At 72.3% G+C, this 14345-nt stretch carries 15 protein-coding genes; 5 read left to right on the top strand and 10 right to left on the bottom strand.

Annotated elements, in window-relative coordinates; genetic code table 11:
• Nucleotides 1-103: 103 nt before the first annotated feature.
• The 5 genes from ACIQMJ_RS21040 to ACIQMJ_RS21060 form a co-directional block, all read right to left on the bottom strand.
• On the bottom strand, nucleotides 104-2743 hold the full coding sequence (locus ACIQMJ_RS21040) for an ATP-binding protein (protein ID WP_499762686.1): 2640 nt from the start codon (nucleotides 2741-2743) through the stop codon (nucleotides 104-106).
• A gap of 95 nt (nucleotides 2744-2838) precedes the next feature.
• Nucleotides 2839-3288: a GNAT family N-acetyltransferase gene (locus ACIQMJ_RS21045; protein WP_499762687.1), complete on the bottom strand. Its 450-nt coding sequence runs from the start codon at nucleotides 3286-3288 to the stop codon at nucleotides 2839-2841.
• A gap of 68 nt (nucleotides 3289-3356) precedes the next feature.
• Nucleotides 3357-4013, bottom strand: coding sequence for a maleylpyruvate isomerase N-terminal domain-containing protein (locus tag ACIQMJ_RS21050; RefSeq protein WP_499762688.1), 657 nt, complete (start codon nucleotides 4011-4013; stop codon nucleotides 3357-3359).
• Between the two features lie 33 nt (nucleotides 4014-4046).
• Entirely contained in the window at nucleotides 4047-4175 is a 129-nt protein-coding gene (locus ACIQMJ_RS21055) for a hypothetical protein (RefSeq protein ID WP_499762689.1), read from the bottom strand.
• Nucleotides 4176-4391: 216 nt separating this feature from the next.
• The gene (locus tag ACIQMJ_RS21060) at nucleotides 4392-5174 is read right to left on the bottom strand and encodes an SDR family NAD(P)-dependent oxidoreductase (RefSeq protein WP_499762690.1); all 783 of its coding nucleotides are present in this window, start codon (nucleotides 5172-5174) and stop codon (nucleotides 4392-4394) included.
• Between the two features lie 106 nt (nucleotides 5175-5280).
• Here ACIQMJ_RS21060 and ACIQMJ_RS21065 point away from each other — a divergent pair, with 106 nt between their 5' ends.
• Nucleotides 5281-5916 carry a TetR/AcrR family transcriptional regulator gene (locus ACIQMJ_RS21065; RefSeq protein WP_499762691.1) on the top strand — a complete coding sequence of 212 codons (636 nt, stop codon included), beginning with the start codon at nucleotides 5281-5283 and terminating at the stop codon, nucleotides 5914-5916.
• A gap of 467 nt (nucleotides 5917-6383) precedes the next feature.
• Nucleotides 6384-7550 (top strand): hypothetical protein, encoded by a 1167-nt coding sequence (locus ACIQMJ_RS21070; RefSeq protein ID WP_499762692.1) that lies wholly within the window; start codon nucleotides 6384-6386, stop codon nucleotides 7548-7550.
• Here the strand turns inward: ACIQMJ_RS21070 and ACIQMJ_RS21075 are convergent.
• From ACIQMJ_RS21075 to glyA, 5 genes are all read right to left on the bottom strand, one after another.
• A complete protein-coding gene (locus tag ACIQMJ_RS21075; RefSeq protein WP_499762693.1) occupies nucleotides 7540-8013 on the bottom strand; it encodes a hypothetical protein in 474 nt (157 codons plus the stop codon). The genes ACIQMJ_RS21070 and ACIQMJ_RS21075 overlap by 11 nt on opposite strands.
• Before the next feature lie 41 nt (nucleotides 8014-8054).
• The gene (locus ACIQMJ_RS21080; RefSeq protein ID WP_499762694.1) at nucleotides 8055-9182 is read right to left on the bottom strand and encodes an FAD-dependent monooxygenase; all 1128 of its coding nucleotides are present in this window, start codon (nucleotides 9180-9182) and stop codon (nucleotides 8055-8057) included.
• Nucleotides 9179-9700, bottom strand: a complete 522-nt coding sequence (locus tag ACIQMJ_RS21085; protein ID WP_499762695.1) for a TetR/AcrR family transcriptional regulator — start codon at nucleotides 9698-9700, stop codon at nucleotides 9179-9181. The genes ACIQMJ_RS21080 and ACIQMJ_RS21085 overlap by 4 nt, the downstream gene beginning before the upstream one ends.
• A 30-nt stretch (nucleotides 9701-9730) precedes the next feature.
• The gene (locus ACIQMJ_RS21090) at nucleotides 9731-10786 is read right to left on the bottom strand and encodes a winged helix DNA-binding domain-containing protein (RefSeq protein WP_499762696.1); all 1056 of its coding nucleotides are present in this window, start codon (nucleotides 10784-10786) and stop codon (nucleotides 9731-9733) included.
• A 106-nt stretch (nucleotides 10787-10892) separates the two neighbouring features.
• Nucleotides 10893-12212, bottom strand: a complete 1320-nt coding sequence (gene glyA / locus ACIQMJ_RS21095) for a serine hydroxymethyltransferase (RefSeq protein WP_499762697.1) — start codon at nucleotides 12210-12212, stop codon at nucleotides 10893-10895.
• Nucleotides 12213-12287: 75 nt separating this feature from the next.
• Here glyA and ACIQMJ_RS21100 point away from each other — a divergent pair, with 75 nt between their 5' ends.
• From ACIQMJ_RS21100 to ACIQMJ_RS21110, 3 genes are all read left to right on the top strand, one after another.
• Nucleotides 12288-13130, top strand: coding sequence for a helix-turn-helix domain-containing protein (locus ACIQMJ_RS21100; RefSeq protein ID WP_499762698.1), 843 nt, complete (start codon nucleotides 12288-12290; stop codon nucleotides 13128-13130).
• Nucleotides 13131-13418: 288 nt separating this feature from the next.
• The gene (locus tag ACIQMJ_RS21105) at nucleotides 13419-13778 is read left to right on the top strand and encodes a hypothetical protein (protein ID WP_499762699.1); all 360 of its coding nucleotides are present in this window, start codon (nucleotides 13419-13421) and stop codon (nucleotides 13776-13778) included.
• Nucleotides 13779-13858: 80 nt separating this feature from the next.
• A complete protein-coding gene (locus ACIQMJ_RS21110) occupies nucleotides 13859-14212 on the top strand; it encodes a hypothetical protein (protein ID WP_499762700.1) in 354 nt (117 codons plus the stop codon).
• Nucleotides 14213-14345 lie beyond the last annotated feature (133 nt).

The following is a 14345-nucleotide window of genomic DNA, read 5'->3' on the forward strand; positions in this document are numbered from 1 at the left end:
CGCCTTCGGCCAGATCCGCGCCGACCGGGGCCTGGTCGGCCCGCTGCCGAGCCTGCCCCGGCGCGGTGGCCCGCGGCGATTCCCGAACGATGTCGAACGGGGGTCAGCCCCCGAGCGCGGACAGGCGGGCGCGGACCTCGTCGCCCTCCGGCACACCCAGCTCGTCGTACCGCGCCAGCGCCTGCCGCCACTGCTCACGCGCACGCTCGGCGTCACCCATGTCCTGGTGGGCACGGGCAAGACCGGCGCACGCGCGGGCTTGTTCGTGCTGGTGGCCGATCTTGCTCGCGTGCGTGTGCGCCTCGGCGTGCGCGGCCAACGCGGCCCGGAGGTCACCGGTGGCGCGGGCGACCTCGCCCAACCCGTTGAGCGACTTGGCCTGCCCGCCCGGATCACCGAGATCGCGGTACCGGCGCAGGGCGAGGTCGTGGTGCTCCACGGCCAGGTCGTGCCGCCCCGTCACCAGGTACAGGTCACCGAGGTTGTCCAACGCCCGGGCCTCGTCGTCCGGGTCACCGATCCGCCGGGACAACTCCAGAGCCTCCCGGTGATGCTCCAGCGCCTGCCCGTACCGGCCGGTGAGCCGTTCGGTGACACCCAGGTGGTCGTGCGCGGACGCCAGACCTTCGAGCGCCCGCACCTCGGTGAACAGTGCCAACGCCCGCCGGTGGTGTTCGCCCGCCTCCTCGTACCGGCCCGCGAGCCGGTGCAGGGTGCCGAGGTGGTTCACCGCCCGCGCCGTGTCCTCCACCGCGCCGATCGCCTCGAACACCGCCATCGCCCGCCGGTGGTGCGCGGCGGCCTCCTCGTAGCGGCCGCGGAGCTGGAGCACGACACCGAGGTTGCCCAACGCGCTGGCCTCACCCGTCCGGTCACCGGCCTCCCGGCTCACCTCGACGGCGTGCTCCAAGTGGTCGGTCGCCCGCTCGTAACGGCCGGCGAACTGGTTGGCCATGGCGAGGTACCGCAACGCCCGTGCCGCGGGGATCGGTCCGACGAGCCCGTCCGGCAGCGCCACCGCGTGCTGCACGTGGTCGATCGCCAGGTCGTACTGCGCGGTCCGCACGTCGATCTCGCCCAGGTCCAGCAGGGCGTGCGCCTCGGCGGCGACGTCACCGCGCTGCCGCGCGCGGGCGATGACGTGCTCGTGCAGCACCCGCGCGTCGGCGTGGCGGCCGGTGACCGCCAGGAACCGGTGCAGGATCCCGGCGAGCAGCGCGCCGTCCAGGTCCGGGTGGGTGGCCACGGCGAGGAGGTTGGCCCGTTCGGCGTCCAACCAGGCGCGGGCGGCGTCCGCGTCGGCCAGCGGCTCGGGCGTCCCCGGCCGGGGGAGCTGCGGCCGTCGCTCCCGCTCGTGGGGGTAGATCAGGTCCACGGCCAGGGCCGTGGTGTGCAGGTAGTGCTCGGCCAACCGGGCCGATGCGGCACGGCGCGCGCCGGCGGGGTCGTCGTCGTGCGCGCGACCGCTCGCGTAGGTGCGGATGAGGTCGTGGAAGCGGTAGCGGTCCGGCTCGGGCTGCTGGAGCAGGCTCGTGGCGACGAGGTGGTCCAGGTCGTCCCCGGCCTGCGCCTGGTCGACGCCGGTGAGCGCGGCGGCGGCAGGCAGGGCGAAGTCGGCGCCGGGGTGCAGGGCGAGGAGCCGGAACGCGCGCTGCCGCGCGGGAACGAGGTCGCGGTAGGACAGGCTGATCGCCGGCTCCACCCCCGAGTCCAGGCGCAGGCTGCGCCGGTAGTGGCGCAGCCGTTCGAGGTGGTCGGTCAACGCCCAGTCCGGCTCGGCCCGCATCCGACCCGCCACCAGGCTCAAGGCCAGCGGCAGGTGACCCACGAGCGCGGCGATCTCGGCCGCGACACCCGGCTCGGCGTCCACGACGTCCCCGACCGCCCGCCGCAACAGGTCGACCGCCTCGTCGCCGGGCAGCACGTCGACGAACAGGGGACGCACCGAGGGCAGGTCGTGCAGCCGTCGACGGCTCGTGATCAGCACGAACGAGCCGGGGTCGGCGGGCAGCAGGGGACGCACCTGCTCGGCGGAGGCGGCGTTGTCGAGCAGGACCAGCGCGCCGCGACCCGCCAGCAGCTCGCGGAACCTGCCGGCCCGACCGGTCAGGCCGAGGTGCTGGATCTGCTCACCGGGCACGCCGAGCTTGCGCAGGAAGCCGTCCAGCACGGCGTTCGGGTCGGCGGGCGGGCGAGCGGGGTCGTAGCCCCGCAGGTCGACGGCCAGCCGCACCTCGGCGAAACGCCCCTCGGCCGCCAGCAGGTGACCCGCGTGCACGGCCAAGCACGTCTTCCCCACGCCGGGCATCCCGGAAATGATCCAGCCGCGGGCGTCGTCGGGTTCGAGGATCCGGCGCAGGTCCTCCTGCCGGCCGGTGAAGGCTCCAGGGTCGTCCGGCCAGGAATCCGCCACGCTGACGATCGCCGCCGCGCCCGCCAGTCCGGCGACGAGTTGGCACGCGTGCCGCCACGGCTCGACATCGTCCGCACCGCCCAGCAGCAACCGCGCGATGTCCACGACCAAGTCGACGTCCAGGCGCGTCCGACCGGGCTGGAAGCAGCGGTAGACCGTGTTCAGCACGGGGTGTTCGGGCACGCCACGCGCCTCGCGGTCGCGGGTCACCTCGCGGTGGATCGTCCGGTACGACATCCCCGACCACGCCTGGAGCGACCGCAACCGCTCGGTCAGCTGCTCCACCGTGGTGGCCCCGTCGGGCGTCGGCGGTTCACCGCGCCCCGTCACGCGGCCACCCGTACCACCGCGCCCCCGTCGAGGCCACCGAACACAGGCATTCCCTCAACCTGCCAGGACCCGGACCCCGGCGGGCGACGACTCCGCTAGATCAACCCCGGATGGCCGAACTGGGCGATCCGCAGCCCGCCCTCCACCACCACCGTGTCCACCAACCGGAACCCCAGGCCCTCGTACAACGCGATGGCGGGCGCGTTCGCCGCACCCGTCGACACGATCGCCGGCCCACCCTCGGCCAGCACCTGCTCCACCAGGCGTCTGGCGAACCCGAGCCGGAAGTGGCTCGGCGCCACGCACAGCCGGTCGATGTCCAGCACGCCGTCGACCTTCGCGAAGCCGACGAACGCCACGAGGTCGTTGTCGACGTACCCGCCGAGCCACCGCAGCGGCAGCGCCCGGATGTCGTCGACCGACTCGTGCAGCCCGGGCATCGCCGTGCTGCCGATCAACTCCGACTCGACCGCGTACGACAACCGCGCGATCCGGTGCACGGCCGTCACCGTCTCGTCGTCGGAGAGGTCCAGGGGAACGATCATGCGGGCCATCCTTTCCCACGGGGTGATCCGCCGGTTACCCAGGCCGATCACCGGCGGAACTCGCCCGATCAGCCCAGCACGAACGGCAAACGCGAGGCCAGCCCACCCAACTCGGCCACCTCCGCGTCCGTGGGGGCGCGCCGCCCGGTGCCGACCAGCAACGCGTCCGCGTCGGAGAACGACGCCGGGAACGCCGTGCCCGCGATCCGCTCCAGCATGGCGCGGGCTCCGGCGAGCCCTTCGGCGGGCGGCCGGGGCGCGTGGGGGAGGTGCGCGACGAGGTCGAGGTGGTGCAACGTCCACTCGATGACGTACGCGGACAGGTAGTCGCCCGCGGTGAGCACCTCGTCGCGCGTGCCGACGCGGGCCGCGCGGTCGGCGAGCTCCGCGGCCCGACCCGCCGCCGAACCGACGTCGTCGAGGTGGAACTTCAGCAGCCACGGCTCCCCGTAGGCGGCGGCCAGCCGGACGGTCAACGCGTCCAACGGGTCCTCACCGGTCGGTGGTGTCGAGGTGACGGTCCAGTAGGTGATCGCGTCCCGGGTCGGCTCGCCGTCGGCCGGCGTCACCAAGGTGATCAGCACGTCCTGTGCGTCGATGACGAGGTGGCACACCAGGTCCCGCACGAGCCAGCCGGCACACCCCGACGGCCGCGCGAAGTCCTCGTCCGCCAACCCGGCCACCACTTCCCGCAACGCCGTCCACGTGCGTGAGAAGAGATCCACATCGGCACCGTAGTGCGACTCGCACCGAAAGTGTCAGCCGTTGCGCATCAGGAGTGTCGGTGAACGATTCGGCGTGATCCTGCTATCGCGACCGGCCTGCAACGACTGCAGTGCTGCCGACCGCAGCGGATCACCGATCCTGGGCACGTACAGGAAGGCCACGTCCAGAGGTTGCCTCGCCGGGCAGATGGAGGCGGATTCTGGAGGTCCTGAACATAGGGCACTCGACGCAGCACGGGCGCGGACAGGACCCGACACCGCCGGAGATGATTCGAACTTCCCCGGCCCCTCGCTGCGCTCAGGGTGATGACGGACGGGTGTATCGACTCACCTTGGCGTCGGCGAGGCGACGGGCGCTCAGGGCGACTGGTGATGCAGTCATGCCGCCGTCGTGTCGGGTTGCAGGGCGGGGCCGAGCAGGAGTCCGCCGTCCGCGACGAACTCCGAGCCCGTGACGAATGAGGCGTCGGCCGAGGTGACGTAGAGGAGCAGGGCGGTGATGTCGGCCGGGGTTCCCAACCGCGGGATGGCGTACGGCTCGGGCGAGTAGAAGTCGGCGATGGGCGGCCGGCCCGCGATCGGCTCGTTGATCAACGGGGTGGAGATGACGCCGGGGTGGATGGAGTTGACCCGGATGCCGTCCCGGCCCAGCTCGAGCGCGGCGGTCCTGGTGAGCCCGCGCAGCGCCCACTTGCTGGCGACGTAGGGCGCGTAGAGCGCGGTGCCGACGTGGGCCATCGTGGAGGCGATGTTGACGATCACTCCGCCGCTGTTGCGGCGCAGTGACGGGGTCACGGCCTTGATGCCGAGGAACGTGCCGGTGAGGTTGACGTCGAGAATGCGGTCCCAGACCAGCCGCTCGACGGCCTCGATCGGTGCCGCGGGGTTCTGGACGCCGGCGTTGTTGACCAGCACCGCGATCGGCCCGAAATGGCGTTCGGTCTCGGTGACCGCCGCGACCCAGGCGTCCTCGTCGGTGACGTCCAGGCGGACGAACAGCGCCCGCTCGCCGAGTTCGGCGGCGAGTTCTGCGCCCGGCCCGTCGGAGAGCGCGGCGATGACGACGTTCGCTCCCTCCTGGTGATAGGCCCGGACGTGGCTGGCGCCCTGCCCGCCGGTGCCGCCGGTGACGAGAACGGTCTGCTTGTCGAAGCGTCCCATGACGCGGTCCTCCCTGATTTGGTGAGTCGAGTGACTCACCTCGCCATCAGACTACGGTCACGGCGGATGGTGAGTCAAGTAACTCGTCTCGTGTAGGATGGCGTCCATGACGACGGAGCCCTCGACCTATCACCGGCGCGTCGCCGAGCAGAAGCGGGCAGCCATCATCGACGCCGCCACCCGCCTGTTCCTCGATGCCGGGTACGCCGGCACGTCACTGGCCAAGGTCGCCGAGGTGGCCGGGGTGTCGAAGGCGACCCTGTTCAAGCAGTTCCCGACCAAGGCGGCGCTGTTCGACGCGATCGTGACGGAGTCCTGGAAGCTCGAGGACGAAGGCGACCTCCGCCCACCGACGGGCGACCTGCGGACGGGCCTGACGGCTATCGGCCGCCGGTACGTCGCCCTCCTCGCCCGGCCCGGCATGGCCGCTCTGTTCCGCATCGTCATCGCCGAGCTGCCGCGCTTCCCCGAGTTGGGCGAGGCCCACTTCGAGCGCGGCAAGATGCCCTACTTCGACTCGGTGCGCCGCTATCTCGACACCGAGAACGCCCTGGGAACGGCGAAGCTGGACGACACGGAGCTGGCAGCGACCCAGTTCCTCGGGATGATCTCCAACTACGTCTTCTGGCCTCGGATGCTGCTCATGAACTGGTCTCCCGACGACGCGTCGATGGCACACGTCGTGGACGAGGCCGTACTGATGATGGAAGCCAGATACGGCGTCGCGAACACCACCAGCTGAAGCGGCAGGTGCCGTGCTTGAACGTTGGCCAGCGGGCCAACGGCCGCCCATCGGGAATGCGTGAAGCAGCCTCGGGGAAGACCTCCTGCCGCTCGTGCTCGGCGGGCGGCGGCGCAGCACGGCGTGGCTAACGACCTTCACCTACCACAACGCCGTTACAGATCGCAGCACCGCTGTGCCCAGTCCAGGCCAGGGGGGCGGGTCGAACTGCGGCCGACGTAGCGCCACGCTCACATCGACCGGATCGGTCACTGACATCCGGCGTGCGCACGCTTTGACATGTTGCTGCGTATGCCCAGCTCAGCGCTGACAGTTCCGCTGCGCGTCACACGTATACCCGCGGCGAACCGACCGCCAAGCTCACTTCCGATAAGGTTCACTTATCGGAAGTGAGGATCGCCCCGGTTCGTAGCGTTGCGTTGTGCCCAATAACGTTTGTGATAACGCTATTCTGCTACGATATTGTCGTGACGACGAGCGAGACCTCCGCGTTGACCTGCAACTACCCCGGCTGCACGCGACCGGTGATTCGAGGCGGCGGGCCGGGACGGCCGGCCGAGTACTGCGACCTGCCGGAACACACCCGGTGGCGGGCGTGGCGGGAGCGGCAGCGGTTGGCGCAGGCGGCGGAGGGAGAGCAGGAGGTCGTCACCGTGACGAAAGGCCCGCAGGGGATGACTGCGGGCAAGATCAGGGCTGAAGAGTTGTTGGAGCGGTTCCGAGTGTTGGCGGAACAGCTGTCGACCACGCTGACCGGGGCCGTGGCGGAGCTGTCCGCGATCGCCGACCCGAGCGTGGCCGAGAGCCAGGTGCAGGCGGTCGAGGCCGAGGCGGCGCGGCGGGTCGCCGAGGCGGAGGCGGCGGTCGCGAAGGCGGAACGGCGGCGGCGGGACGCCGAGCAGGCGAGGCAGGCCGCCGAAGCGACGACCGAGGACGCGGTGCGTGCCGCCGAACAGGCCGAGCTCGACGCCGCCTCCGCCTACGAACAGCGTGACGCCGCACGGGCCGAGGCCGACGCCGCCGTCCTGCGGGCCGAACAGGAGACCTCCGCCATCCGGGTGGAGGCCGCGGCGGCCGTGGAACAGATCCGGCGCGAGGCGCAGGCCCAGGTGGAGCAGGCGAAGACCGATGCCGTCGCCCACGCCGAACAAGCCCGGCGGCAGGCCGTGCGCGAGGTCGAGCAGGTCCGCGCGGACGCCCAGGCCCAGGTCGACCAGGCTCGGCAGGACGCGCAGGCGCAGGTCGAACGCGCGCAGGCCGAAGCACGGGCCCGAGTCGAACAGGCCGTCGCCGAGGCCAAGGCGAGCGTCGAGCAGGCACAGGCCGCCGTCCGCGCCGAAGCGAACGCCGCGCACGAGGCGCGGGTCAAGGCCGAACGCGCCGAGCAGTCGGCCCAGGACGCCCGCGCCGAACTCGACCGTGCCCGAGCCGAGCTGACCGACCAGCGCGACACCCACCGCGGCCAGCTCGACCAGGTCGAACGCGCCGCCCGCGAACGCCTCGACGCCCTGGAGCAGGCCCGCGCCCAGACCCAGGTCCGCGCCGAACGCGCGGAAAGCCAGCTCGACCGGCTGCAAGCGGAGTTGGACGCGGTGCGAGCGGCGGGCCCGCGGCGTCCCGAGGTCAGTGGATGACGGCCCAGGCTCGGGTCGTCGGGTCCACGATCACCGGTCGTGTGGTCGCGGACCGCCGGGTGGCGGCGGCGCAGGCGTAGTGGGTGCACCGGTGCTCGACGTCGAAGGTGACGCCGTCGGGCACCGGGATGCGCAGCACGATCTCGTAGACCACCTCGTCCGCGCCCTCGACCCGTTCGGCCGCGACGACGTCCGCTTCGACACGCGTCCCCGCGGTTTCCAGCGCGGCGGTCTTCCCGGCGTCGTGGGCAATGGCGACGGTCATGCCCGCCACGACGAGAACCGCCACCGCACCGCACACACCGATGATCACCGACAGCCACCACGAGCCGCTCACCACGACCCCGTACAGGGCGATACCGGCTGCGGCCAAGGCGGACAGCACGCCGACGACCTTCGCCCCCACCGCGGACCGCCCACTGGTCCGCGACACCTCGCGTGCGGTCTGCGGCGTGTCCGTCATGTCGTGATCGTAGGGCCGGGTCCGCGGGCTTTTCCGCGGATTCAGCCGAGCATGACCGGTTTGCCGACCAGGCTCGTGGCCACCACGCGGTCGACGCCGGGCAGGGTCGACAGCCTCATCGCCACCCGCCGCGCTCGCAGCCGCCACGGCGACTCGGGCAGGAACCAGCGCGCACCCGACCGTGCCACCCGCTGCTTCTCCAGCACCACGGGCCGCCACGCGCGTTCGTACGAGGCCAGGTCGTCCAGGTGGCCGGCCAGCACGTACGCGCCCCCGATGCCGAGCGACGCGCCCTGCCCGGCCAGCAACGACACCGCGCCGCACGCGTCACCCACCAGCACCACCCGCCCGGACGACCACCGCGGCAGCTCCACCTGGGCGACCTGGTCGTAGTAGATCTCCTCCGGGATCCGCGCCAACGCCCGCGGCACCACCCACCCCAGCGACCCGTACGCCCGCACGACCTCCGCGCGCGGGTCGGCGGGCAGGTCCGGTGACGGTGTCCGGTGCACGGTGAACGCCGCCACCCGCCCGTCGCGCAACCCGTAGAACCCGACCTGGCGGCCGGTGGTGTCGGTGACGCAGAACCGGTCGGCCACCAGCGCGTGGACCGACGGGTCGTCGAACGTGAACGCCGCGGTGTGGAAACCCAGGTACCGCACGTGCCCTTCGCCGAACACGAGCCGGCGCACCGCGGAGTGCACGCCGTCCGCGCCGACGAGCAGGTCACCGGACGCCGTCGTGCCGTCGGCCAGCCGCACGTGAACGGCGGTCGGGCCGTCCTCGACGCCGACGACGCGAGCGCCGAACCGCAGCTCCACGCCGGCGGGCAGGTCTTCGCGGAACGCGCGCTCGATGTCGGGCCGCATGACGCTCACCAGCCGCCCGCCCACCGCGCGGGCCAGCCGGCCGAACCGCAGCCCCGCGACCCGCCGTCCACGTGAGTCGACGTAGGCGGCCTCGTCGACCCGGTAGCCCAGCTCCAGCAGGCGCGGCAGCACGCCCATCCGCTCGGCCGCGTCGTAGCCCGGCCCGAAGAAGTCGATCATGTAGCCGCTGGTGCGCGGCCCGTCGGCCCGCTCCAGCACGACGACCTCGTGCCCGAGCGTCCCGAGCCGGTGGGCCAGCGCCAGCCCGGCGATCCCCGCACCGCTGATCAGCACCTTCACCGCAGCACCCGTCCCAGCACGGGCACGACGACGGCCGCGGACAGGTCGGGCGACAGGGCGCGGTGCAGCAGCACGCCGTCCACGGCGGCGGCCAGCACGGCGGCCGTGTCGACCGGGGTCGGCACGCCCCGGGACGCCAGCCACTCCGCGAGCGTGCGGCGGAACTCGGCCAGCACCTCGCCCACGGCGTGCCGCAGCTCGTCGTTGCGGGTGGCGGCGAGGAACGTCTCGGTGAACAGCTCCTGCCCGCCGTGCCCGTCCAGCGCGCCGAGCAGCAGCGCCAAGGCGTCCGCCGGTGTGTCGGCCTGGTCCAGCACGGAGCCGAGGCCGTCCACCGCAGTGCGCAGCGCGCCGACTGCGGCCTGCACCAGCACGGCTTGGGTGGAGTCGAAGTGGTAGTGCACAACGCCGGAGCCGACGCCGGCGCGGTCGGCGAGCATCCGGGTGCTGACCGCGCCCCAGCCCTTCTCCGCGATGAGTTCCGTGGCCGCCTGCAGCAGCCGGTGGCGAACCGTCATTGGACGATCGTACTGGACGATCGTCCAAATCTAGAGCCGGACCTCTCCCTCGACGCCCGCGAACTGCAACAACCGGGTGCCTTCGGCCTCCACGTCGGCCTGCTGCGCACGGGTCAGCGGTCGGAACACGTCGATGTCGAGCCCGTTGTCGGCGATCTTCCACGTGCCGTGCACGAAGCCGTCGACCAGCAGCGTCGGCTTACCGCCGATGATGATCCCGCGCCGGTAGTCCTCGTCGGAGATGACGCGGGTGCGGTCGTCGTGGCCGAGCAGCACGTTGTCGAACTCGGGCAGGAACCGCGCCGGGGCGGGCGTGTCGGGGTCGGGCAGCGGCGCGTCGGGCAGGTCGTACAGCGTCCGGCCGCGTTCGTCGGTGAACACGCGCAGGTCCATCGCCTCGACCACGGGCTTGAGCCGGCTCATGCCCGCCCACGTCTGCACGTCCTTGACCGACGCGGGACCGAACGCGGCCAGGTAGCGGCGCACGAACTCCTCCGCCGACGCGGCGGGTCCGGCGGGGCCGAGCCAGCGGGCGGCGGTCGTCCACTTCGCCGCCCCGGACCGCCCCCAGACCGCACGGGGCGTGACCTGCACGGTCGGCACCAGGAAGGTGCCCGCGGAGCCCAGGGCGTTGGGGTCGCGGCCGGGCCGGCGCGCGGCGAGCAGGTCGCCGACCTCGCGCCGGGTGCGGGGCTCGTCCAGCAGCGCGGTGACGGCCTCGGTGACCTCGTCGACGTCCAGGCCGTCCATCACGAACCCGAACGGCGAGGACGCGAACCGGCGGTGCAGGAACGGTCGCAGCAGCGGTTCGAACCGGCCGTGGTCGGCGGCGGTGACCAGGTGGATCGTGGCGCGGTGCAGCGACGCCCGCACCACGCGCCGGTCCAGCAGCAGCGAGGCCAGCTCGTCGGGCCGGAACGACCGGATGCGCGACCACAGGCCGTAGTAGGGCGAGAACGGTTCCTGCGCCTGCATCCCGACCAGGTGTTCCACCACGTCGCAAGCGGTCCGGTCGACCCGGTGCAGCAGGAACTGGCGGTGCAGGGTCGCCCGGTTCAACGCACGGGTGGTCAGCGTTTCGGTCACCCCGTCACCGTAGGCGGTATCGCGGACAACTCCTGTCCTCTATGCCGGTCGCCGTCACCGCGATACCGCCGGGTCCACCGGTGTCCCGCATCCACGGTCGAACGTCTCAGCCGGCGGTGGCGTTGACCTCCCGGCGCAGGGCGACGGCGTCGGCGCGGACGCGTTCGGGTGGTTCGCGGTCGATGAGGGCGCGGCGCATGAGGGCGGCGACGGCGGGTTGGTGCTCGGGCGTGAAACCGCGGCGGGTGATCTCCTGGGTGCCGATGCGCAGGCCGCGCAGCCCTTCGTCGATGCGCTGCCACGGCAGGCCGATGCCGCTGAGGTAGACGCCGGCCTCGCCGAGGAGCACGGCCGCCGCGTCGCCGCCGCCGAGGGTGAGGGCGTCGACCGCGAGGTGGTGGGAGCGGGTGAACACGCCGTCGTGGCGGGCGACGTCGAACCCGTTGTCGGCCAGCGCGCTGCCGAGCGCCTGGGCGTTGGCGATGCACGCCCGCGCGTAGTCGGGTCCGCGTTCGGCCAGTTCGGCGGCGGTGACGGCGAGCGCGCCCAGGCGTCCGGCGTCGTAGTTGGCGAGCATGCCGGGGTAGGCGACGGTCGAGACGCGTTCGGCCAGTTCGGGGTCGCGGGTGACGACGCAGCCGCCGGACGGGCCGCCGAACGACTTGTAGGTGGAGAACGTCATCAGGTGCGCGCCCTCGTGCAGCGGCCGCTGGAACTCCTTGCCGGCCACGAGCCCGGCCATGTGGGAGGCGTCGTAGAGGAGGATCGCGCCGACCTCGTCGGCCGCGGCGCGCACGGCGGCGACGTCGTGCGGGAACAGCATGAGGCTCGCGCCGATCACCACGATCCGGGGCCGGTGCACCTTCAGGAAGCCGGGCAGCTTGTCGTAGTCGAGGTCGAGCTCGTCGGGCAGGTACGGCAGGTCCACCACGGTGAGACCGCGGATCGCGGGCACGCCCTGGGCGTGGTGGCTGGCGTGGCCGCCGGCGGACTCGGGCAGCACCGCGATCTTGTCGCCGGCGCGGGCGAACGCGGTGTAGACGGCGAGGTTGGCCAGGGTGGCGCTCTGCAGCCGGACCTCGGCGAACCGGCCTTCCATGAGGGAGGCGACGAGCATCGGCGCGAGGACTTCGAGGGTGTCCAGGTGGTCGAGGCCGACCTGGTACTTCTCGCCGGGCCAGCCCATGCTCGGCCGGCTCGAGACCGACGCCCGCAGGGCCGCCGCGGCGGCGGGGCTGAGCACGTTGGTGCCCGCGTAGAGCACGATCCCGTCGTCGTCGACCTGGGTGGCGTGCGCATCGAGCGCCTTGCTGACAGTGGCCGCGACGCCGGCGGCGGTCAGGTCGGCGGAGACGGAGGCTTCGACGTCGGCGAGCCGGCGTTGCGCTCGCGGCGAGGCCCAGGGTGCGATCCTGCTGTTGGTCACGACCGAGCACGCTAGGGCGTGGGCGGAGGGCGGGGCGACCGTCCGGGGACTGGAGTTGTTCCTACAGTTGTCGGAATGCAGGAGCTGCTGGACGAGCTGTCCCGGGTGCTGGGCCGCGGCGTGTCGGTGGACGACGTGGCGGGCCGGGTGGTCGCGCACAGCGCCCAGACCGACGACGTGGACCCGGCGCGGGTGCGGGCGATCCTGACCCGGCGGGTGCCGGCGGACGTCGCCGCGTGGCAGGAGCAGCATGGCATCGCGGCCGCGGCGGGCCCGGTGCGGGTGCCGGCGAACGCGGCGCTGGGGTTCCAGCAGCGGGTCGGGTTCCCGTTGCGGCACAACGGGGCGCTGGTCGGCTACCTGTGGGTGCTCGGCGACGTGCCGGAGCTGGACCTGGGTGAGCGGTTGGCGGCGTTGGCGGCGCAGGTGCCCGCGGGTGAGCGGACGCCGGTGCGGGTGGTGGTGGCGCTGGAGCCGCGGGTGGTGCGCACGGTGCCCGCCGGTGACGCCCTGCCGGACCTGCCGGGGCACGTCGGGGTGAGCGACCCGCACCCGCCGGACCGGACGGGCGCGGCCTACCAGCAGGCGTTGGCGGCGGCGGAGCTGGCGAGGCTGGACCCGGGGTTGCCCGACCGGGTGCGGTGGTCGGACCTGGGCGCGTACCGGCTGCTGCTCGGCGCGGCGCCGGACGAGGTGCTGGCCGGGTTGTCCGACGTGCTGCTGCGCACGTTGGAGGTGTACCTGGACTGCGGCTGCGAGGTGCGGGTGGCCGCGCAACGGCTGCACCTGCACCGCACCAGCCTGTACTACCGGCTGGGCCGGATCGCGGAGCTGACCGGCCGGGACCTGTCGGACGGCGGCGCGCGGCTGGAGCTGCACCTGGCGCTCAAGCTCGTCCGGCTGGCGCGGCGTCCTTGAGGCCGACGGCGCTGGTCGAGGCGTGATTCGTCTTGGCGGCGGGACACGCCGGCACAGCATTCGCGCATGAGGTCGTCCGCGAGGGCGCGGGTGTTTCCGGTCGACGGGTCATCGACGCGGGAATTGCGTCGGCGGGCGCCGGGTGCCCGCCGACGCAATTGATTCCCGCCTATTCCGTAGCCGGCGTCCACGTCGGCCGCTAACGTGTGGATCCGTTCGGCCGGAGAACTCGTCGCCGAACCGGCCGGATCTGTTCACACACCATACTTCGGAGAAGGAGGCAGGACCGTGCGCAGAATCTTCAAGACCATCTCCGCGGTGTTCGCCGCACTGGCGGTCTCGGGCACGCTCGGGGTCATCGGCAGCGCGCCCGCGCAGGCATACGTCAAGAGCGCCTGCGACGGAGCGATATGCCTCGCCGCGGACATCGTCGGCAACACCGTCAAGAACGCCACGGCGTCGACGAACGACGGCGCACCGGCGCACCTCAACATCTACGTCGCGGGTGACAGCTGGTGGAGCCCCGGCAACGTGCGCGAGTTCCGCCAGGAGATCAACCGCGCCTACGACTTCGGCACCTGGGTCTGCGCGGACGGCTGGATCAACGGGCACCTCATCGGCCGGCCGTGCGTGAAGGTCGGCAACTGATCGACCTGTCACCGACCGGAAACCTTCCCCGTGAAGATCGGTCGGATTTCCATCACCATTCGAATCATTGAGAGGTATTTATGGACAAGTTCCTCGAGAACGCCGCCGCCGGGTTCTCCGCGCTGGCGGTCGCGGGCACGTTGAGCGTCATCGGCAGCGCACCCGCGCAAGCCTCCATCAGAAGCGCGTGCGACGGTGCGATCTGCATCGCGGCCGACATCGTCGGGTACACCGTCAAGAACGCCACGGCGTCGACGAACGACGGCGCACCGGCGCACCTCAACATCTACGTCGCGGGTGACAGCTGGTGGAGCCCCGGCGATGTGCGCGAATTCCGGCAGGAGATCAACCGCGCGTACAACAATGGCACGTGGGTGTGCGCGGACGGTTGGTCCGGAGGCCACCTGCTCGGCCGACCGTGCGTGCAGGTGTGAGGCACTGACCGGGTGACGCGCCGGAAGGCGTGACGAGGTCCTGGTGGGGTCGGCACCCGCGCGGAACCCGTGCCGATCCCACCGGGACCGCAGCTCCCGGGCCGGGGACTTCGGTGACGCACACCGGCTTCGG

The sequence above is a fragment of the Actinosynnema sp. NPDC091369 genome (assembly GCF_044757065.1).
GTDB lineage: Bacteria > Actinomycetota > Actinomycetes > Mycobacteriales > Pseudonocardiaceae > Actinosynnema.